19 protein-coding genes are annotated in these 20,684 nt (G+C 62.7%); 14 read left to right on the forward strand and 5 right to left on the reverse strand.

Going from position 1 to position 20,684, the window contains the following annotated elements:
• Nucleotides 1-372 precede the first annotated feature (372 nt).
• The 4 genes from FJ958_RS02205 to FJ958_RS02220 all read left to right on the forward strand — a co-directional run bounded on the left by FJ958_RS02205 (nt 373) and on the right by FJ958_RS02220 (nt 3,970).
• Nucleotides 373-1,107: a glycosyltransferase family 2 protein gene (locus tag FJ958_RS02205; protein ID WP_140738827.1), complete on the forward strand. Its 735-nt coding sequence runs from the start codon at nt 373-375 to the stop codon at nt 1,105-1,107.
• On the forward strand, nt 1,100-1,432 hold the full coding sequence (locus FJ958_RS02210) for a lipid-A-disaccharide synthase N-terminal domain-containing protein (protein WP_140609439.1): 333 nt from the start codon (nt 1,100-1,102) through the stop codon (nt 1,430-1,432). The genes FJ958_RS02205 and FJ958_RS02210 overlap by 8 nt, the downstream gene beginning before the upstream one ends.
• Nucleotides 1,433-1,473: 41 nt before the next feature.
• Nucleotides 1,474-3,123, forward strand: coding sequence for a glycosyltransferase family 39 protein (locus FJ958_RS02215; protein WP_181176254.1), 1,650 nt, complete (start codon nt 1,474-1,476; stop codon nt 3,121-3,123).
• 190 nt (nt 3,124-3,313) lie between these two features.
• On the forward strand, nt 3,314-3,970 hold the full coding sequence (locus tag FJ958_RS02220; protein WP_246679461.1) for a phosphatase PAP2 family protein: 657 nt from the start codon (nt 3,314-3,316) through the stop codon (nt 3,968-3,970).
• A gap of 124 nt (nt 3,971-4,094) precedes the next feature.
• Here the strand turns inward: FJ958_RS02220 and FJ958_RS02225 are convergent, their stop codons facing one another.
• Nucleotides 4,095-4,769, reverse strand: coding sequence for an alpha/beta hydrolase (locus FJ958_RS02225; RefSeq protein WP_027042409.1), 675 nt, complete (start codon nt 4,767-4,769; stop codon nt 4,095-4,097).
• A gap of 238 nt (nt 4,770-5,007) precedes the next feature.
• Here FJ958_RS02225 and FJ958_RS02230 point away from each other — a divergent pair, with 238 nt between their 5' ends.
• The 7 genes from FJ958_RS02230 (at nt 5,008) to sufA (ending at nt 12,337) form a co-directional block, all read left to right on the forward strand.
• Nucleotides 5,008-6,177 carry a cysteine desulfurase family protein gene (locus tag FJ958_RS02230; RefSeq protein ID WP_140739162.1) on the forward strand — a complete coding sequence of 390 codons (1,170 nt, stop codon included), beginning with the start codon at nt 5,008-5,010 and terminating at the stop codon, nt 6,175-6,177.
• A gap of 251 nt (nt 6,178-6,428) precedes the next feature.
• Nucleotides 6,429-7,946 carry a Fe-S cluster assembly protein SufB gene (gene sufB, locus FJ958_RS02235; protein ID WP_140738833.1) on the forward strand — a complete coding sequence of 506 codons (1,518 nt, stop codon included), beginning with the start codon at nt 6,429-6,431 and terminating at the stop codon, nt 7,944-7,946.
• A gap of 123 nt (nt 7,947-8,069) precedes the next feature.
• Nucleotides 8,070-8,825: a Fe-S cluster assembly ATPase SufC gene (gene sufC / locus FJ958_RS02240; RefSeq protein WP_140609427.1), complete on the forward strand. Its 756-nt coding sequence runs from the start codon at nt 8,070-8,072 to the stop codon at nt 8,823-8,825.
• Between the two features lie 19 nt (nt 8,826-8,844).
• Nucleotides 8,845-10,113: a Fe-S cluster assembly protein SufD gene (sufD, locus tag FJ958_RS02245; RefSeq protein ID WP_140738836.1), complete on the forward strand. Its 1,269-nt coding sequence runs from the start codon at nt 8,845-8,847 to the stop codon at nt 10,111-10,113.
• Nucleotides 10,114-10,215: 102 nt separating this feature from the next.
• Entirely contained in the window at nt 10,216-11,457 is a 1,242-nt protein-coding gene (locus FJ958_RS02250) for a cysteine desulfurase (RefSeq protein ID WP_140738839.1), read from the forward strand.
• A gap of 5 nt (nt 11,458-11,462) precedes the next feature.
• Nucleotides 11,463-11,855: an SUF system Fe-S cluster assembly protein gene (locus tag FJ958_RS02255; protein WP_140738842.1), complete on the forward strand. Its 393-nt coding sequence runs from the start codon at nt 11,463-11,465 to the stop codon at nt 11,853-11,855.
• A gap of 101 nt (nt 11,856-11,956) precedes the next feature.
• Nucleotides 11,957-12,337, forward strand: a complete 381-nt coding sequence (sufA, locus tag FJ958_RS02260; protein WP_140738844.1) for a Fe-S cluster assembly scaffold SufA — start codon at nt 11,957-11,959, stop codon at nt 12,335-12,337.
• A gap of 184 nt (nt 12,338-12,521) precedes the next feature.
• Here sufA and FJ958_RS02265 read toward each other — a convergent pair whose 3' ends face one another.
• Nucleotides 12,522-13,019, reverse strand: coding sequence for a GFA family protein (locus FJ958_RS02265; RefSeq protein WP_140738846.1), 498 nt, complete (start codon nt 13,017-13,019; stop codon nt 12,522-12,524).
• Between the two features lie 88 nt (nt 13,020-13,107).
• Here FJ958_RS02265 and FJ958_RS02270 point away from each other — a divergent pair, with 88 nt between their 5' ends.
• Nucleotides 13,108-13,431, forward strand: coding sequence for a TfoX/Sxy family protein (locus tag FJ958_RS02270; protein ID WP_140738849.1), 324 nt, complete (start codon nt 13,108-13,110; stop codon nt 13,429-13,431).
• A 12-nt stretch (nt 13,432-13,443) separates the two neighbouring features.
• Here the strand turns inward: FJ958_RS02270 and FJ958_RS02275 are convergent, their stop codons facing one another.
• Nucleotides 13,444-14,361 (reverse strand): pseudouridine-5'-phosphate glycosidase, encoded by a 918-nt coding sequence (locus FJ958_RS02275; protein ID WP_140738852.1) that lies wholly within the window; start codon nt 14,359-14,361, stop codon nt 13,444-13,446.
• A gap of 71 nt (nt 14,362-14,432) precedes the next feature.
• On the reverse strand, nt 14,433-15,377 hold the full coding sequence (locus FJ958_RS02280) for a carbohydrate kinase family protein (RefSeq protein ID WP_140738855.1): 945 nt from the start codon (nt 15,375-15,377) through the stop codon (nt 14,433-14,435).
• Nucleotides 15,378-15,658: 281 nt separating this feature from the next.
• Here FJ958_RS02280 and recA point away from each other — a divergent pair, with 281 nt between their 5' ends.
• Nucleotides 15,659-16,756, forward strand: a complete 1,098-nt coding sequence (recA, locus tag FJ958_RS02285; protein WP_027028105.1) for a recombinase RecA — start codon at nt 15,659-15,661, stop codon at nt 16,754-16,756.
• A 259-nt stretch (nt 16,757-17,015) separates the two neighbouring features.
• Entirely contained in the window at nt 17,016-19,682 is a 2,667-nt protein-coding gene (gene alaS / locus FJ958_RS02290; protein ID WP_140738857.1) for an alanine--tRNA ligase, read from the forward strand.
• Between the two features lie 303 nt (nt 19,683-19,985).
• On the opposite strand, the gene FJ958_RS02295 is transcribed toward alaS, so the two are convergent.
• Nucleotides 19,986-20,624: a glutathione S-transferase family protein gene (locus FJ958_RS02295; protein WP_181176255.1), complete on the reverse strand. Its 639-nt coding sequence runs from the start codon at nt 20,622-20,624 to the stop codon at nt 19,986-19,988.
• Nucleotides 20,625-20,684: the final 60 nt, after the last annotated feature.

A 20,684-nucleotide genomic window follows, 5' to 3' on the forward strand; every position in this document is an offset into this window, starting at 1 on the left:
ATATGAACGCGCGCGTTTAGCACCCAAGCGCGATCAGCAAAAGTGGAATCCGGTTTTGCGTCTGATCGCGTGCCAAACAGAAAGTTGCGATCAGCAAAAGTGGAATCCGGTTTGCGTCTGATCGCGCGCCAAACAGAAAGTTGCGATCAGCAAAAGTGGAATCCAGTTTTGCGCCTGATCGCCCTTGTGGCCAACTCGGCAATCATCCCTTGTTGAAACGGCAGGGCGCTCCCTCCGGCACGAATGCTTGCTTCATCGTTTCGGCTGGCGTAATGAGGCGCCGCGCCACAAGGTTCCTGCAACCCCACGACCTCCAACGGCACCGCATGGCATCTATCGAATGCCATACCCGACGACAGAGCCCCACGCGACATGCCGGACGCATTGATATCCATCGTCATTCCTTGCAGGAACGAGGCGGCAAACCTGCCGCTGCTGATCGACGAGATCGAGACGGCGATGACCGGGCGTGATTTCGAGTTGATCATCGTCAATGACGGTTCGACCGACGAGACTGCCGCGGTGCTTGCCGAGCAGGCGGCACGTCGCCCATTCCCGGTACGAGAATTGCGGCACCCGAAATCCGCCGGCCAGAGCCTCTCGGTGCGTTCGGGCGCCTGGGCGGCGCGCGGCGGCATCGTCGCCACTATCGACGGCGACGGCCAGAACGATCCGCAATACATTCCGGTGTTGGTCGACGCCCTGCTGCAGGCTGGTCCCGATTTCGGCGCCGCGCAGGGACAGCGCCTCAAGCGCCGCGACAGCAAGGTCAAGCAACTGGCATCGCGTTTCGCCAACTGGCTGAGAAATGCCATCCTGCATGATGAGACGCGCGACACCGGCTGTGGCCTGAAAGCGGTTCATACCGATATCTTGCGCAAACTGCCGTTCTTCGACGGCACCCATCGCTTCGTTCCGGCTCTGGTAATCCAAGAGGGGTATCGCGTCGTGCATTGCGACGTCGTCGACCGCTCGCGCCGGCACGGGAAATCGAACTACGGCATTTTCGACCGCGGCCTGCAGGGCGTGCTCGATCTTGGCGGCGTCTGGTGGTTGCGCCGCAGGCGTCGCAGAATGCCAAAAGTAGAGGAAATCAGGCGTGGTTAACGTGTTACAGGAACTGGTAACCTGGCTTCACCAGGTTTTCATCAAGCAATTCGACGCCTGGGTTCTGCTCGGTTTCATCGCCCAGTTCTTCTTCACCATGCGCTTCGTCGTGCAGTGGCTCGCCTCGGAAAAGGCCAAGCGCAGCGTCGTGCCGGTGGCGTTCTGGTTCTTCTCCCTGTTCGGCGGCGGCCTGCTTCTGATCTACGCCATCCAGCGCCAGGATCCGGTGTTCATCGCCGGCCAGGCCATGGGCATGTTCATCTACGTCAGAAATCTCTGGCTGATCGCCAACGAGCGCAAGGCGGCGATGACCAAGGTCGATTGAACGGCCCGTCACTTTCGAAAAATGATTAGAGAGGCTGATGCATGGCGTTGAACAGGAACTACATTCTTCTCTTCCTGTTCAGCCTGGTGATGACGGTTTCCGGGCTGGCATCGATGCCGCCGCTCGACCGCGACGAGCCGCGCTTCGTCCAGGCCACCAAGCAGATGGTCGAGAGCGGCGACTATGTCGATATCCGCTTCCAGGACGCTTCGCGCTACCAGAAGCCGATCGGTATATACTGGCTGCAATCGGCGGCCGTGGCACTCAGCGGGCAGGGCGCCGAGGCGCCGATCTGGATCTACCGCGCGGTCTCCGCGCTTGGCATCGCCATTGCCGTGCTGGCGATTGCATGGACAGGGACCAATCTGTTTGGAGCCAATGCCGGTATTGCCGCCGGCCTGGTGATGGCCGCGATCTTCGCCACCGCTTTCGAAGGCCGCGACGCCAAGACCGATGCGATGCTGCTGGCCTGCTGCGTGGCCGCACAAGGCGCGCTGGCGCAGATCTATCTGGCATCGCGCCGCAAAGAGCCGGTCGCCGGTCATCTCTGGTGGATCTTCTGGATCGCTCAAGGGGCGGCGATCCTGATCAAGGGCCCGATCGCCCCGCTGCTGTCGGCGCTGACCATCGCGGTGCTATTCGCCTTCGAGCGTGACGGGCGCTGGCTGTCGAAGCTCAGGGTCGGGCGCGGCCTGCTGCTCGTCGTGCTGATCGCGCTGCCGTGGCTCGCCGCGATCACCTGGAAGAGCCACGGCGCCTTCCTGCAGCAGGCGGTCGGCAAGGATATGCTCGGCAAGGTCGCGTCGGGTGAGGAATCGCACGGCCTGCCGCCCGGCTTCTACATGCTGACCTATTCGCTGTTCATGTGGCCGTTCGGCCTGATCGCGGTTGGCGCCGGGCTGCAGGCCCTCAACCGCCTGCGCGACGATCCCAGGCTGCGCTTCTGCCTTGCCTGGTATATTCCATTCTGGCTGGTGTTCGAACTGATCCCGACGAAGCTGCCGCACTACGTGCTGCCGGCCTATCCCGGCATGGCGCTGCTGATCGGCTGGCTGCTGACCTTGCAGCCGCAGGACGCCAATGCGCCGCTCAGGCGCTGGCAGCAATGGCTGTGGTGGTCGACCGCGTTTGGTCTGGTGGTGGTCAGCCTCGGCCTTGCCGCGGTCTGCATCGGAGCGCCGATCTATCTCACCCACACTTTCTCCTGGTGGAGTATCCCGGCGGCCGCGGCCGCGCTCGGCACCGGCTATCTTGCGTTTTCCCGGCAGTTGCAGATGCCGCTGCCCCGCATTGGCGCCGTCGCGGCTTGTGCCGGCATCACCTATGCCTTGCTGTTCGGGGTCATCGCGCCGTCGCTGAAGCCGATATGGCTGAGCCCGGCGATCAAGGCGGTGGTGCTTGCCAATAAACCTTGCGACACGACGGTGCTGGCCTCGGCGCGCTACCAGGAGCCGAGCCTGGTGTTCCTAGTCGGCACGAAAACGGTGCTGACGGATGTCGGCGGCGTTGCGGAACATCTGCTTGCCGACCCTGCCTGCGCGCTGGGGCTGGCGCCGATCGGCGACGAGCAGAAACTCAATGGCATGCTGTCGGTGCGAGGCAAATCGGTGAACCGTGTCGCCGAGATCGACGGCCTCAACTATTCGTCGGGAGACAAACTGTCGCTCGGCCTTTACCGTGTCGCGCAATGACTTCGATGATGGTGTCGAGTTCCCAATGCTCGTGAAATCGCGCCCACCCGTTTCTGGCAAGCTCCTGAGGGTGGGGCGGCGGTCGGTCGACAATTTTCGCGACACGATGCGCATCGCGAAAGGCCGCTTTGCCGCTCGGCCTGCCCGATACCCTGATATGGTGTGGCCGGTTTGGGCAATTGTTTGGGTCTTGCTGACGGCTGCGGCGTTCGTTCGGCTCGACACGCCGGCAGGGCAGATTCATGGCCAGTGGTCGCCCGGCGTTGGCAGGCTTGCAGAATTCCTGACGCAGTTCGCGCTCGGTGGCTGGTACCTGATCCCGTCGGCGCTCCTGCTTGTCGCAGCCAACCTGACCGATTGGCGCAGCCTTTCGCGCCGGCGGTTGATGCTTGTTTACAACTGGACCTGCCTGGCGTTTCTCGTGCTTGCCTCGGTTGGCCTGTCCGGCCTGCTGGTGAATGTGCTCAAATATGCGATCGGCCGCGCCCGTCCGCTCTATTTCGAGGATTTCGGTGTTCTTGCGCTGCATCCTTTTGCCTTCGACGCCCGCTTCGCCGGATTTCCCTCCGGCCACGCCACGACAATGGGCGCCGTGTTCGGCATCCTGCTGCTCTTGTTTCCGCGGCGCTGGTACATCGCGTTGGCGGTGACGGCCTGCATCGCCTCGACCAGGGTCTTCGTCGGTGCGCACTATCCGAGCGACACGGTGGCCGGCTTCGGCCTCGGCTGCGCCTTCGCGCTTGTCTCCGGGTTGGTTTTTGCCCGCCTCGGCTTCATCTTCCGGCCGGCCGCGACGGGCCTGCCGGTCCGCAAACCGTCATTCCGGCTGATTGCCCCGGAAAGATAGGCGGCGCCGGGCGCGTGGATGAGCGAAAAGCTTGCCCAATGTGGCCGGCACGCCCGCAAAGCAGATACCGGCGAGGCGGACATTGTCCGCCCGCCCATGGCATGAATACGCGTGACCTGATGTCCTAGCGCAGCCGCTTCGGCCGTGGATCCGACAGCTCGCCGGCGAGCCGCCGATCGAGATAGTCGGCACATTCCTCGATCAAAAGGTCGGCGTCATTGGCGAAGAAATGGTTGGCGCCGGGCAAGGTCTTCTGCGTGATGGTGATGCCCTTTTGCGTGTGCAGCTTATCGACCAGGCCTTGCACATCCTTGGGCGGCGCCACCTTGTCGGCATCGCCATGGATGATCAGGCCGGATGACGGGCAGGGCGCCAGGAACGAGAAATCATAGGTGTTCGGCTGCGGCGCGATCGAGATGAAGCCTTCGATCTCGGGCCGGCGCATCAGGAGCTGCATGCCGATCCACGAACCGAACGAATAACCGGCGACCCAGCAGCTCTTGGAATCCGGATGCAGCGACTGCACCCAGTCGAGAGCGGCGGCCGCGTCCGACAATTCGCCGGTGCCGTGATCGAACTCGCCCTGGCTGCGGCCGATGCCGCGGAAATTGAAGCGCAGCGTGGTGAAGTCACGCTTCTGGAACATGTAGAAGAGGTCGTAGACGATCTTATTGTTCATCGTGCCGCCGAACTGCGGGTGCGGATGCAGGACGATGGCGATCGGCGCGCTCTTTTCCTTGGAGGGCTGGTAGCGTCCCTCCAGGCGGCCGGCCGGACCGGTGAAAATGACCTCAGGCATAAAATACTCCACTTGGTATACGAATGCGCGGCGCCCGGAACGTGTCTTCCTCTGGCCTTGACGCAGGGCGAGCGTCTTCTTAGAAGCTAGTTTAGAACTATTCAAAACTGGGTGGCCAGACGTCGAGCCTGGCTACCCGCGCCGCAAGCCGCGTAAATAGGACGGCTCGCCTTGGAATTTCAAGGAAATAACGCCATACGACAGCGGAATGGCTTCTGAAGGGACCGACTGGACGAAAATGGCCGCAAAACGCGCCTATCTCGACTACAATGCCAGCGCTCCGCTGCTCGCGGCGGCACGCGAGGCTATGGTCGCGGCGCTTGACCTGTCCGCCAATCCCTCCTCGGTCCACGCCGAAGGGCGCGCCGCGCGGCGCCTGGTCGAGACTGCGAGGCGTGAGGTTGCGGCGCTGGTGAATGCCAGATCCGAGCATGTTGTGTTCACCTCCGGCGCGACCGAAGCGGCCTCGACGCTGCTGACCCCCGACTGGCAGATGGGGCGTGGCAGCGTTCGCATGAGCCGGCTTTACGTGTCGGCGGCCGACCACCCCTGCCTGTTGAATGGCGGGCGCTTCGCGGCAGCGCAGGTGACGCGCATCGGCGTCGATGCCAATGGCATAGCCGATCTTGAAGCCCTGGCCGCCGCGCTTGGCGGTCATGACAAGGCGGATGGCCTGCCGCTGGTGGCGATCCATGCCGCCAACAACGAGACCGGCGTCATCCAACCGATCGATCGGATCGCCGGGATTGTCAAGGCGGCGGGCGGTATTCTGGTCGTCGACGCCGTTCAGGCCGCGGGCCGCGTTTCGATCGATCTGCCAGCGGGTTACGCCGATTATCTTATTCTGTCCTCGCACAAGATCGGTGGCCCCAAGGGCGTCGGCGCCATTGTCGCCGCCGCCGATCTGATGATGCCCAAGCCTCTGATCAACGGTGGTGGCCAGGAAAAGGGCCATCGCGGTGGAACGGAAAACCTCGACGCCATCGCCGGTTTTGGCGCGGCCGCGCGTGAGGCTCTGGCCGGATTGCAGGCGATGGATGCGGTGCGGCAGCGCCGTGACGAGATCGAAGCCATCGTGAAAACGCTGGCGCCGGACGTGGAAATCTTTGGAACCGGCGCGCCGAGGCTTGCCAACACGACATTCTTCGCTATTGCGAACGTCAAGGCGGAAATCGCGCAGATTGCGTTCGATCTGGCCGGTGTGGCGCTGTCGGCCGGCTCCGCCTGCTCGTCGGGCAAGGTCGGGCCGAGCCATGTGCTGAAGGCGATGGGCTACGGCGACAGTCTCGGCGCCCTGCGCGTGTCGATCGGTTCGGCGACGGGCGCCGAGGACATCGAACTGTTCCGCGCCGCGCTGGCGGGGATCGCCGCGCGCCAAGCCGCCAGAGACAAGGCGGATAGGGGGTAAAGCCGCGTAGCGGTTGGGAGCATCGGACCGAAAAGTGCGTAGCGGTTTTCGGGAAAGTCCGATGTTTGGGTAACGTATTCGGGCCTTCGGGCCTGGTAGAGCCGTGCGTTTCATGCTGGCCGGGTGAATTTCCGGTCGAAGCGCACTATATGAAACTTACGCTGCCGCGAATGCCCTTTTGGTGTCCATTTCGGCGGTGCCATAGTTTGAAAACTGTCGGGCCTTGACCCCGGCGTGGATGGAGAACGCTTATGCCTGCTGTGCAGGAGACGATCGATCGAGTCCGCAAGATCGATGTCGACCAGTATAAATATGGATTCCAGACCGATATCGCTGTCGACAAGGCCCCCAAGGGCCTGAGCGAAGACATTATCCGTTTCATTTCGGCCAAGAAGGACGAACCGTCTTGGATGCTGGAATGGCGGCTGGAAGCCTATCGCCGCTGGCTGACGCTCGAGGAGCCGACCTGGGCGCGCGTCAACTATCCCAAGATCGATTTCCAGGACATCTATTACTATGCGGCGCCCAAGAGCACGCCCGGCCCGAAGTCGCTGAGCGACGTCGATCCCGAACTGCTGAAGGTCTACGAGAAGCTCGGCATTCCGCTGAGGGAGCAGGAAATCCTGGCCGGCGTCCAGAAGACCGATGCTTCCGAACTCGAGGAAGTCAGCGACAATGTCTACAAGTCGGGCCGCGTCGCGGTCGACGCGGTGTTCGATTCCGTGTCGGTCGTCACCACCTTCAAGAAGGAACTGGCGCAGGCCGGCGTCATCTTCTGCTCGATCTCGGAAGCCATCCGCGAGCACCCCGAACTGGTGCAGAAATATCTGGGCTCGGTGGTGCCGACGTCAGACAATTTCTACGCCACGCTGAACTCCGCCGTGTTCACCGACGGTTCCTTCGTCTTCGTGCCCAAGGGCGTGCGCTGCCCGATGGAGCTGTCGACCTATTTCCGCATGAACGAGAAGAACACCGGCCAGTTCGAGCGCACGCTGATCATCGCCGAGGAGGGGGCCTACGTCTCCTACCTCGAAGGGTGCACGGCGCCGCAGCGCGACGAGAACCAGCTTCACGCCGCTGTCGTCGAACTGGTGGCGCTCGACGATGCCGAGATCAAATATTCGACCGTGCAGAACTGGTACCCCGGCGATGCCGAGGGCAAGGGCGGCATCTACAACTTCGTCACCAAGCGCGGCGACTGCCGTGGCAACCGCTCGAAGATTTCGTGGACGCAGGTCGAAACCGGCTCGGCCATCACGTGGAAGTATCCGAGCTGCATCCTGCGCGGCGACGATTCCTCGGGCGAATTCTATTCGATTGCGGTGTCGAACGGCTATCAGCAGGTCGACAGCGGCACCAAGATGATCCATCTCGGCAAGAACACGTCGAGCCGCATCATCTCCAAGGGCATCGCCGCCGGTTTCTCGCAGAACACCTATCGCGGCCAGGTCTCGGCGCACCGCAAGGCGACCAACGCACGCAACTTCACCAACTGCGACTCGCTCCTGATCGGCGACCAGTGCGGCGCACACACCGTGCCCTACATGGAAGCCAAGAACTCGACGGCGCAGTTCGAGCACGAGGCGACGACCTCGAAGATTTCCGAAGACCAGAAATTCTACGTCATGCAGCGCGGCATTCCGGAAGAGGAAGCCATCGCTCTGATCGTCAACGGCTTCGTCAAGGATGTCATCCAGCAACTGCCGATGGAGTTCGCGGTCGAAGCGCAGAAGCTGATCGGCATCTCGCTCGAGGGAAGCGTGGGATGACTGGGGAGGCGTGGTTCAGGCCAAAGCGTCCTGACTATTCTTGCCCTAACTGGCGCAATCATATCGTTCGTCAAAGCCTGAACCGAGTGGCGCTGAACGGAAACTTTTTGAAACGGACGAAAAATGCTTGAGATCAAGAACCTGCACGCCCGCATCGTCGATGACGGCACCGAAATCATCCGCGGTCTGAACCTGACCGTGAAAGCCGGCGAGGTCGCCGCCATCATGGGCCCGAACGGCTCGGGCAAATCGACGCTGTCCTACATCCTCGCCGGCCGCGAGGACTACGAGGTGACCGAGGGCGACATCCTCTACAACGGCCAGTCGATCCTCGAAATGGATCCGGCCGAGCGCGCCACTTCCGGAATCTTCCTCGCCTTCCAGTATCCGATGGAGATACCAGGCGTGGCGACCATGGAATTCCTGAAGGTGGCGATGAACGAGCAGCGCAAGGCGCGCGGCGAGGAGCCGCTGAAAATCCCGGAATTCCTCAAGCGCGTGAAGGAAGCCGCCGCCTCGCTCAACATGGACATCAACATGCTCAAGCGGCCGCTCAATGTCGGTTTCTCCGGCGGCGAGAAGAAGCGCGCCGAGATCCTGCAGATGAAGCTTCTGGAGCCGAAACTCTGCGTGCTCGACGAGACCGATTCCGGCCTCGACATCGATGCACTGAAGATCGTGTCCGACGGAGTCAACGCACTGCGTTCGCCCGACCGGGCCTTCCTGGTCATCACCCACTACCAGCGGCTCCTCGAGCACATCGTGCCCGACAGCGTGCACGTGCTCTACAAGGGCCAGGTCATCAAGTCGGGCGACAAGTCGCTGGCGCTCGACCTCGAAGCCAACGGCTATGCCGGCGTGATCGGCGAAGCCGCGTGAAATGGCAGAGGCAAGACTGATGAATATGCACACACAACCGCAGCGGACGCCGGCCGAGACAGCGCTGATCGATGCGTTCGGGGACCGGCTGTCCCTGCTGCCGGGTGACGGCGCGGTGATGCTGAAGCGCGACGATGCCATCGAAGCGATCAAGCACGGCCTGCCGACGCGGCGCGTCGAATCCTGGCACTACACCGATCTGCGCCGGCTGTTGAATACGGTTCCGGATTTCGATCCGGCCGCCGCGGCGAAAGCCATTGCGCCAATCGTTGAAGGCTCGACGGTTCTGGCCATGCTGAACGGCGTGTCGAGCGCCAAGGCGCCGGTTGTCGAGGGCGTGAGCGTCCAGCGCCTGTCGGAAAAGCTGACCGACGGCAGCATTGCGCCGGGCCTCGCCCCCTATGGCAGCGACGACGCTATCGGCGCGCTGAACACGGCCTTTGTCGCCGACGGTTATTTCATCGACATTGCCGACGGCGCCGAGCTGGAAAAGCCGCTCGAATTGCAGAATTTGCAGGCAGGCGGCCAGACCCATGTGCGTTTACCTGTACGCGTCGGCGCTGGCGCCAAGGCGGTTATAGTCGAGCGTCAGGCAGGTGAGGGCGTGGCGCTGGTCAGCTCGGTGAGCCAGCTTGTGCTTGGCGAGGGCGCCGAGGTGACCTGGCTGATCGTGCAGGAGCAGCCGGACACGGCCACGCATCTGGCGCAGTTCAAGGCCCATATCGGCAAGAACGCGAAGCTGACGCTGTTCGTCATGAACGCCGGCGGGAGACTGGTGCGCCAGGAGATCGTGATCAAGACCACCGGCGAGGGCGCCGACTTCAAGTTGCGTGGCATCAACCTGTTGGCGGGCGACAGCCACACCGACGTCACCATGGTGCTCGACCACGCCGTGCCGCACACGACGTCGACGGAAGTGATCCGCAATGTCGTCACCGGCAAGGCGCGCGGTGTCTTCCAGGGGCGCATCAACGTCCATCAATATGCGCAGAAGACTAACGCCAAGATGGCCTGCAACACGCTGCTTCTGTCGGACGATGGCGAGTTCTCGACCAAGCCCGAACTCGAAATCTTCGCCGACGACGTCGTCTGCGGCCATGGCGCGACAGTCACCGAGATCGACCACGACCATCTGTTCTACCTGATGGCGCGCGGCGTCGACGAGAAGACCGCGCGGGGCCTTCTGGTGAAAGCGTTCGTCGCCGAGGTGATCGAGGAGATGGATGACGAGACGATCGTCGAGGCGCTGGAAGCGCGGCTTGACGAGTGGTTTGTGACGCACGGGTAGTGCCTCCCTTCTCCCCTTGTGGGAGAAGGTGGATCGGCGCGAAGCGCCGAGACGGTTGAGGGGTGCTGGATGGAATGAGGCGATGCCTCGGAAGAGCTTGTGATGGACCAGAAAGTCGAAACAATCTCCTACGACGTCGAGGCGATCCGCCGCGACTTTCCGATCCTGTCGCGGGAAGTCTATGGCAAGCCTCTTGTCTATCTCGACAATGGCGCTTCGGCGCAGAAACCGCAGGTGGTGCTCGATACGATCCAGCACGCCTATTCCCAGGAATACGCCAACGTCCATCGCGGCCTGCATTTCCTGTCCAATGCCGCGACCGATGCCTATGAGAAGGCGCGTGAGACGGTGCGCCGCTTCCTCAACGCGCCAAGCACGGAAAACATCGTCTTCACCTCGAATACGACGTCGGCGATCAACACGGTGGCTTATGGCTATGGCATGCCCAATATCGGCGAGGGCGACGAGATCGTGCTGTCGATCATGGAGCACCACTCCAATATCGTTCCCTGGCATTTTATACGCGAGCGCCAGGGCGCCAGGCTGGTCTGGGTGCCGGTCGACGATCTCGGTGTCTTCCACATCGAGGAATTCGAAAAGCGGCTGACCGACAGGACAAAGCTTGTCGCCATCACGCAGATGTCGAATGCGTTGGGCACGGTGACGCCGATCAAGGAGATCGTGCGCATCGCGCATGCGCGCGGCATTCCAGTGCTCGTCGACGGTAGCCAGAGCGCCGTGCATATGCCGATCGACGTCCAGGATCTCGATTGCGATTTCTTCGTCTTCACCGGTCACAAGGTCTATGGCCCCTCGGGCATTGGCGTGCTCTACGGCAAGAAGGACATTCTCGGGAGCATGCGCCCCTTCATGGGCGGCGGCGAGATGATCGAGGAGGTGACGGAAGACATCGTCACCTACAACGACCCGCCGCATCGTTTCGAGGCCGGCACGCCGCCGATCGTGCAGGCGATCGGGCTGGGTGCCGCGCTCGACTACATGGACTCTGTCGGTCGGGAACGCATCGCCGCGCATGAGGAAGACCTCAAGAACTATGCCCATGAACGGTTGCGCGCCATCAATTCGCTGCGCATCTTCGGCGACGCGCCGGGCAAGGGCGCCATCATCTCGTTCGAGCTGCAGGGCATTCATGCCCATGACGTGTCGATGGTGATAGACAGGCAGGGCGTGGCAGTGCGCGCCGGCACCCATTGCGCCCAGCCGCTGTTGAAACGCTTTGGCGTAACCTCCACATGCAGGGCATCGTTTGGCATGTATAATACCAGGGCCGAAGTCGACGCTTTGGCCGAGGCGCTTGAAAGAGCGCGCAAATTTTTCGGGTGAGGACCATGGATGATGTGAGCACCACTGCCGAAACCTCCCCGGAAGCCGGCGCCAACAGCGTTGTCTCGGCCTCGGCCATTCCCGCCGACGAACTGGCGCGGCTGACCGACGACATCGTTTCGGCGCTGAAGACCGTCTATGACCCGGAAATTCCGGCCGACATTTACGAGCTTGGCCTCGTCTACAAGATCGACATCGAGGACGACCGCTCGGTCAAGATCGACATGACATTGACCGCGCCCGGCTGTCCGGTGGCCGGCGAAATGCCGGGCTGGGTCGAGAATGCGGTTGGGGCGGTCGAAGGCGTGTCCGGTGTGGAGGTCAACATGACCTTCGATCCGCCCTGGTCGCCCGACCGCATGTCGGAAGAGGCACAGGTGGCGGTGGGCTGGTACTAGCGTTGAGCCTGGCACACTTGCACCATGGATAAAACTTCACCATTTTAGGTGAGAATCATTCGGCAGGCCTTGAACCTGCACGGAATGGAGAAGGAAAAAGAATGGGACGCTTTGCCGTCATCACGATGACCGAAAAGGCCGCCGAGCGGGTGCGCGAGATCGTCGCCACACGCGAGAACGCGCATGGCATCCGCCTCGGCATCAAGAAGGGCGGCTGCGCCGGCATGGAATACACGGTCGACTTGGTGACCGAGCCCAATCCCAAGGACGACCACATCGAGCGCGATGGCGCGCACGTCTATGTCGCGCCGGAAGCGGCGTTGTTCCTGTTCGGCACGCAGATGGATTTCGAGCAGACGACGTTGCGCACCGGCTTCACCTTCCATAACCCGAACCAGAGCTCGGCCTGTGGCTGCGGCGAATCGGTCGAGCTGAAGCCGGCCGACCTGAAGGCGCTGGCAGAGGCGCGTGCCTCGGCCTAAAGCACTTCCTTCGCCCCGTTTACGGGGAGGAGAGGAATGGTCCGCGCAGCGGGCGAAAAGCCAAGTGCTTGGCTTTTTCGAATGACGAACGGCCCGAAGCGCCGGATGAGGGGCAGCGCCAGCCTCTCCAACATTTGCGCGGTCTGCTTGCCGGCATCTTCGCCCCGTAAACGGGCGAAGAACGCTACTCGACCCACATCCCCGTCCGCTTGTGCCAGTCGGCGATCGATTCCTCGGGATAGACGTCGAACGTCTTGTCGCCCTTGCCGACATCGGGCTCTACCCAGGTCGCCTTGTATTTCAGCATCAGGTGCACCTTTTCAGGTGGTTTCGGCAGGTCGCTGTCGATCGCCGAGGCGAAGGGATGTACCAGATCCGGCCATGTCGGGTCGTAGAGCCACAACGCCGCCCCGCATTTGCGGCAGAAATTGCGTTCCCCCGTCGAGATTTCGCATTGCGGATGCTCGTCATCCTCGATCTCGGCCCGATAGACGCCGAGGCTTCTCTTGCCCCTGATGTTGAGCGTTTTGTAGTCGGCGCCGAGATTGATGGCGAACCCGCCGCCGCCTTGCTGCTTGCGGCAGATCGAGCAGTAGCAGAGCATGAACGGCACGGGCGTATGGCTTTCCACCTCGAAACGCACGGCATTGCAGCGGCAGGACCCCTTGAGCAGAATCGGCATGATAAAAACTCCGACGAAATGTTCCCAACCCGTCAGCATGATTTGGTTGTGCGATGACAATGTCAAATGCCGATGACATGATCGCGGCATGGACAATGAACGAATCGCTGAACTGTTCGAAGGCCTCGGCCCGGTCAGCATCCGCAGGCTATTCGGCGGCAAGGGCATCTATTTCGATGGCGTGATCGTCGCCATCGTGCTGCGCGGCGAATTGCTGCTCAAGGCCGACGAGCAAAGCGCGCCCGACTTCGAAGCCGCCGGTTGCCGGCAATGGGCCTATACCGGTTCGCGCCACGGCAAGCTGGTCGCCATGCCTTATTGGAGCATTCCCGACAGCGCTTTTGACGACCCGGACGAAATGACGGTCTGGGCGCGCCGCGCCTATGAAGCGGGGCGGCGCGCGGGCAAATAACGGTCGCGGAACCTACAGCGCCCCCGCGATCTCGGCAGCCAGCCTTGCATTGTTCTCGACCAGTGCGATGTTGGTCTTCAGGCTTCGGCCGTCGGTGAGTTCCAGGATTTTTCCGAGCAGGAACGGCGTCACCGCCTTGCCGCTCACGTTGAGCGCCTCGGCCGCCTTCTGTGCTGCTTCGATATAGCCAGCCATCTCTTCCGCCGGGATTTCATGATTTTCGGGCACCGGGTTGGCGATCAGCATGCCACCGCCGAGACCGAGCGCTGCCCGCGTCTTGTAGAAATGCGCGATGTCTTCCGGCTTGTGCAAGGTCAACGGGGCGCGGAACGGCGATTGCCGCGACCAGAAGGCCGGCATTGTCTCGCAGCCATGGCCAACCACGGGCACGCCGCGCGTTTCCAGCACCTCCAGCGTCTTTTCGATATCGAGGATGGCCTTGGCGCCGGCCGAGACGACGATGACCGGTGTGCGCGCCAACTCATCGAGGTCGGCCGAGATATCGAAACTCTTTTCGGCCCCCTTATGCACGCCGCCGATGCCGCCGGTGGCGAACACTTTTATCCCCACCATGTGCGCAGCGATCATGGTCGCGGCGACCGTGGTGCCGCCCGTGCGCCCTTGCGCGACGGCAAAACCGAGGTCGGCGCGCGACAGCTTCATCGCATCGCCGGTCATGGCCAGCGATTCGCGCTCGCCGTCGGAAAGACCGATCTTAATGCGGCCGCCAACCACGGCGATCGTGGCGGGCACGGCACCGCCATCGCTGATGATCTTTTCGACATTGGCCGCCATGGCGCCATTGTCGGGGTAGGGCATGCCATGGGTGATGATGGTGCTCTCCAGCGCCACCACCGGGCGCCCGGCGGCCAGGGCTTGCGCCACGGGAGCATGGACATCGATGAAGGGGTGGGCGGTCTCTGGGGTCATCTCGAATCTCCAATCGCGGCGCATCCACCAGGACGCGTAATCATCACTGCGGCGCTATGAATTTGCCGGTCTCATGCCACTTCCCGCGCATCCGGCACAAGGGCCAGTGCTTCCGCGAAGCTTGCCGCGGTGAATTCGGGCACGGCGTTGGCGCTTTCGATGGCCAGCGTCGCCGCCGCAATGCCTTCGCGCAGGGCCTTGCGCAAGGGCAGACCGCGCAGCAGCGCCGCGACCGTCGCGCCCGCCAGCGCGTCGCCGGCGCCGGTGACATCGGCGACTTTCCTCGGGGCAGGCGGCAGGATCGAAAAAGCGCCTGTTTCATCAAAGCCCAGCACCGGCGCGCTGCCTGCCGTGACCACGCCGCTGGCAAGCCCGCTGCATCGCAACCCGTCGATCATTTCCCGCTCGGCGGCATTTGCATTGACGCCAGCCAGCACGACGGCCTCTCGCCGGTTCATGAAGAGCTGCGCCAGTTCGCCAAGCACCGGTATCAGCCGCGTCACCTTGGCCGGCGAAATGGCAATGGCGAAAACCGGCTTGCCGGCGGCGAGCGAGACCAGCCGCACCAGAGCCGACGCCGGCAGATTGGCATCGCACAGGATGGCATCGGCATCGGCGACCACCTCCCGCACCTTGGAGCGCCTGATTTGCTTGGGAAACGCCAGGTCATAGAGCGCCATGTCGGCAAAGCCGACGATCAGCTCACCCTCGCGGTCGATCAGCGCCGTGTAACTCGGCGTGGTGCGGTCGAGGAACACTGCCGACAGGTCTGTAATGCCTGCTTCTCCTATAGCACGTAAAACGGTATCGCCCGCGGCATCGCCGCCACGCACGGACAGCAGCGAAGCCGAGACACCACGGCGCACCGTGCTGCGCAGCGCGTTGAAGACGCCGCCACCGACGTCCTCGCGCATTGTGCCGGGATTGGACGCCGCCGGCACATACGGGCCGGCCACCTGGCCACGGCGATCGATATGGGCGCCGCCCACGGCCAATATCTTTGCGGATTTCACCATGGCGGCGATATGACCTTTGTTGTTGGCGCCGCACAAGCGCTACACTGCGCGACAGAGCTTCGCATGCAAGGCAGCGATTCGACGGATCGATACAATCAAGCCATCTGGCCCAACGCGGAGGACATTTCTGCCTCGGTCTGCGAGACAAAAAAAGAACAGATCAGGATATCTCTTACTTTTCAGTTGGTTGTCTCCCCTTGCCAAATGAGAACAAAAAAGGTACAAAATGACAGGGATTGCGGATTGTCCGGCCTTCATTGACGACCAAGGGGTGATGTATCATGGCTCAGAATACTTTGCGGCTTGTAGAGGATAAGGCAGTGGACAAATCAAAGGCTCTGGATGCGGCGCTGTCGCAAATCGAGCGGGCGTTCGGCAAGGGCTCGATCATGCGGCTCGGCGCCAACGAGCAGGTCGTCGAGATCGAAACGGTGCCGACCGGCTCGCTTGGCCTCGACATCGCGCTTGGCGTTGGTGGCCTGCCGCGCGGCCGCATCATCGAGATCTACGGGCCGGAAAGCTCGGGCAAGACGACGTTGGCGCTGCACACCGTGGCTGAAGCCCAGAAAAAGGGCGGCATCTGCGCTTTCGTCGATGCCGAGCATGCGCTCGATCCGGTCTATGCCCGCAAGCTCGGCGTCGATCTTGAAAACCTCCTGATTTCGCAGCCCGACACCGGCGAGCAGGCGCTGGAGATCTGCGACACGCTGGTGCGCTCCGGCGCCATCGACGTGCTGGTGGTCGATTCGGTGGCGGCGCTGACGCCGCGTGCCGAAATCGAAGGCGAGATGGGCGATTCGCTGCCCGGCCTGCAGGCCCGGCTGATGAGCCAGGCGCTGCGCAAGCTGACCGCTTCGATCTCGCGTTCCAACACCATGGTCATCTTCATCAATCAGATCCGTATGAAGATCGGCGTCATGTTCGGTTCGCCCGAAACCACCACGGGCGGCAACGCCTTGAAATTCTATGCATCGGTGCGCCTCGACATCCGCCGCATCGGCTCGGTCAAGGACCGCGACGAGGTCGTCGGCAATCAGACCCGCGTCAAGGTGGTCAAGAACAAGCTGGCGCCGCCCTTCAAGGTGGTCGAGTTCGACATCATGTACGGCGAGGGCGTGTCCAAGACCGGCGAACTGGTCGATCTTGGCGTCAAGGCCGGCGTGGTCGAAAAGTCGGGTGCCTGGTTCTCCTACAATTCGCAGCGCCTCGGCCAGGGCCGCGAGAATGCAAAACTGTTCCTGCGCGACAATCCCGACACCGCGCGCGAGATCGAACTGGCGCTCAGGCAGAACGCCGGATTGATCGCCGAGAAATTCCTTGAAAATGGTGGCTCTGAAGGTGGGGACGATGGTTTTGAGGACGAAGCCGGCGCGATGTAGGGCGATGGCCAGAGTTCGGCCATGAATTCAGCCTTTCACCTGATGCTTAAGTAACCGAGTTCTTTAGTACCGCGTTCCAAACCGCCGGCCTTCGCGCCGGCGGTTTCGTTTTGGCGAGCCCGCCAAGCTCCTGGATTGGCCAATTCCGTGTTTCTGGACAGGGTCGGGCGTGCCCGCTAAAAGGCCAAGTCTATTTTCTAAGAAGCAGAGACCAGTTTCCGCCGGCTGTGCCGGCGGTTTTCGCGAAAAGGCAGCAGTCATGAGTGGCGTGAACGAGATCCGGTCGACATTTCTCGACTATTTCCGCAAGGAGGGCCATGAGGTCGTGGCCTCGAGCCCGCTCGTGCCGCGCAACGATCCGACCTTGATGTTCACCAATGCCGGCATGGTGCAGTTCAAGAACGTCTTCACCGGTTTGGAGAAGCGGACCTATTCGCGCGCCACTACCGCCCAGAAAAGCGTTCGCGCCGGCGGCAAGCACAATGACCTCGACAATGTCGGCTATACCGCGCGCCATCTGACCTTTTTCGAGATGCTCGGCAATTTCTCCTTCGGCGACTATTTCAAGGAGCGCGCCATCGAGCTTGCCTGGAACCTGATCACCCGAGAGTTCGGGCTGAAGAAGGACAAGCTGCTGGTCACCATCTATCATACGGACGACGAGGCGGCCGGCTTTTGGAAAAAGATCGCCGGGTTCTCGGACGATCGCATCATCCGCATCGCGACCTCGGACAATTTCTGGGCGATGGGCGACACCGGTCCCTGCGGGCCGTGCTCGGAAATCTTCATCGATCGTGGCGAGCACATCTGGGGCGGACCTCCTGGCAGTCCCGAGGAAGACGGCGACCGGTTTCTCGAATTCTGGAACCTGGTGTTCATGCAATACGAACAGGTGACGAAGGAGGAGCGCATCGACCTGCCGCGCCCGTCGATCGACACCGGCATGGGCCTGGAGCGCATGGCCTCCATCCTGCAAGGGGTGGAAAGCGTCTTCGAGACCGACCTGTTCCGGCACCTGATCGATGCTGCATCCTCGGCGCTTGGGCGCGCTCCCGACGCGGAAACGGTGGCGTCCTACCGCGTCATTGCGGATCACCTGCGCTCGTCCTCCTTCCTGGTGGCCGACGGCGTGCTGCCCTCGAACGAAGGCCGCGGCTATGTGCTGCGCCGCATCATGCGCCGCGCCATGCGCCATGCGCAGTTGCTCGGCGCCCGCGATCCGCTGATGTGGAAGCTGGTGCCGGCGCTGGTGCGCGAGATGGGCCAGGCCTATCCCGAGCTGGTGCGCGGCGAAGAGATGATTACCGAAACCCTGAAACTCGAGGAGACCCGCTTCCGCAAGACGCTGGTGCGCGGGCTTGGGCTGCTGTCGGAGGCGACAGAAAAGCTCCATGCCGGCGACATGCTCGACGGCGAGACGGCGTTCAAACTTTATGACACCTATGGCTTCCCACTCGACCTGACGCAGGACGCGCTGCGGCAGCGCAACATCTCGGTCGATCTTGCCGGATTCACCGATGCGATGGAGCGGCAGAGGACCGAGGCGCGTGCACACTGGGCAGGCTCCGGGGAGGCCGCGACCGAGACGGTCTGGTTCCCGATCCGCGAGAAGACCGGTGCCACCGAATTCCTCGGCTATGAGACCGAACAGGCGGAGGGCCTGGTCCAGGCGCTGGTCAGGGACGGCAAGACCGTCGACAGCGCCAGCAAGGGTGAGGCGATTGCCGTGGTCGTCAACCAGACGCCGTTCTATGCCGAATCCGGCGGCCAGATGGGCGACACCGGCGTTATCTCGGGCGAGGGCTTCTCGATCGAAATCTCCGATACGCAGAAGAAGGCGGATGGGCTGTTCGTACATATCGGCAAGGTGACGAATGGCACGGTCAAGCTGGGCGCCGCCGTGGAATTGAAGGTCGACCATAACAGGCGCTCCAAGCTGCGCGCGAACCATTCGGCGACGCATCTCATCCACGAGGCGCTGCGCGAAGTGCTGGGCACCCATGTCGCGCAGAAGGGCTCGCTGGTCGCGCCCGAGCGCCTGCGCTTCGATATCTCGCACAACAAGCCGATCTCGGCCGAGGAACTCGAAGAAGTCGAGCGCATGGCCAACGAAATCGTCGTGCAGAACGGCCCGGTGACCACGCGGCTGATGTCGGTCGACGACGCCATTGCCGAGGGCGCCATGGCGCTGTTCGGCGAGAAATACGGCGACGAGGTGCGCGTCGTGTCGATGGGCACCGGCCTGCATGGCGCCAAGGCCAACCGGCCCTATTCGGTCGAGCTCTGCGGTGGCACGCATGTCAGGGCGACCGGCGATATCGGCCTGGTGCGCATCGTGTCGGACGGCGCGGTTGCTGCCGGCGTGCGCCGCATCGAAGCGTTGACGGGTGAAGCCGCGCGCAAGCATCTCGACGAGCAGGACCGGCGGCTGAAGACGGCGGCGGCAACGCTGAAGATTTCACCGGCCGACGTGCCGGCGCGTGTCGAGGCGCTGCTCGAGGAACGCAAGAAGCTTGAGAAGGAGCTGACCGAAGCGCGCAAGAAACTGGCGCTGGGCGGCGGTGCGGGGGCTGGCGCGCCAGCTGAAAACGAAGTGGTCGCGGGCGTCGGCTTCCTCGGCAAGGCGGTATCCGGTGTTTCGCCGAAGGATCTGAAGCCGCTGGCCGATGCCGGCAAGACATCGCTCGGCTCCGGCGTCGTCGTTTTCGTCGGCGCCGGCGAGGACAACAAGGCGAGCGTCGTCGTCGCCGTCACCGATGATCTCGTTGGCCGCTTCAGCGCTGTGGATCTGGTGCGCGTGGCGTCCGCCGCGTTGGGCGGGCAGGGCGGTGGCGGCCGGCCCGATATGGCGCAGGCCGGCGGCCCGGACGCGTCGAAGGCCAATGACGCGATCGCGGCGGTGAGGGCGGCGCTCGAAGCCGCATGATCGATTAAGGTTGGGCAATCGCTTCGGGGCGAATTGCTTTGTATTGAGGGGTGGCGCTGCCCCTCATCCGCTTGCCGGCACCTTCTCCCCGTATAGTGACGGGGAGAAGAGACCTGTGGCACACTCGGCACTTTCTTTTGCAAACGCCGGCGATTTGGCGAAATCATCGATGACATCATCCTTCTCCCCGTCACTATACGGGGAGAAGTGCCCGGCAGGGCGATGAGGGGCAGCGCTGGCGTCGACGGCCCCAAGCGATCGGCCTGCTTCGAGGGCGGGACCACGATTGCGGCCGTCGCCGGATCAGCCGACCTTCTCGGTTCTGGCAAAGCTCCGGCGAGCGGCGATGCGCCCATACCAGTCGCTTATGTCAGCGAAACGGGCGAGCAGCTCGCGTCCTTCGGCAACCTTGACGAAATAGCCGATAATCGGCGCCGCGTGCAGATCGGCCAGCGTCAGCTGGTCGCCAAGCAGCCATGGTCCTTCGGCTTTCAGCGAAGCCAGCACCTTGAGGACCGTCTCCGCCCGGCGCAGGCCGTCGGCGACCAAGTTCTCATCGGGCGTTGCCTTTTCCAGCCGTTCAACCGCCACGTCCCAGACCATGGCCCGATAAGCATAGGCATCAAGCATGCCGATGATCTGGCCCATCCTGGCGCGGCCACGCGCATCCGCCGGCTGAAGCGCCGGACCGTCGAACGCCTCGTCGACATAGCGCGCGATCGCACTGGTCTCGAAGAGACGGAAACCATCGTGCTCGAAAGCCGGGATACGGCCGAACGGATGGTGCTCAAGATACCACGCCGGAATGCCATCAGCGGCGAAGATGTCGAGCGGTACGAGCCCGTAGTCGATGCCCTTCTCCTCCAGCGCCATCCGTGCGATGCGTACGTAAACGCTGTAATCCGCGCCGTAGAGCACCGGTTTGGTCACGCTGCCAGCCATCGCTTTGCTCTCGTTGGCCAAAAAAGCGAAGGCTCCTTTCGGAGCCTTCGGCATGCGGAA

The sequence above is a fragment of the Mesorhizobium sp. B2-3-5 genome, from assembly GCF_006442395.1.
Lineage (GTDB): Bacteria > Pseudomonadota > Alphaproteobacteria > Rhizobiales > Rhizobiaceae > Mesorhizobium.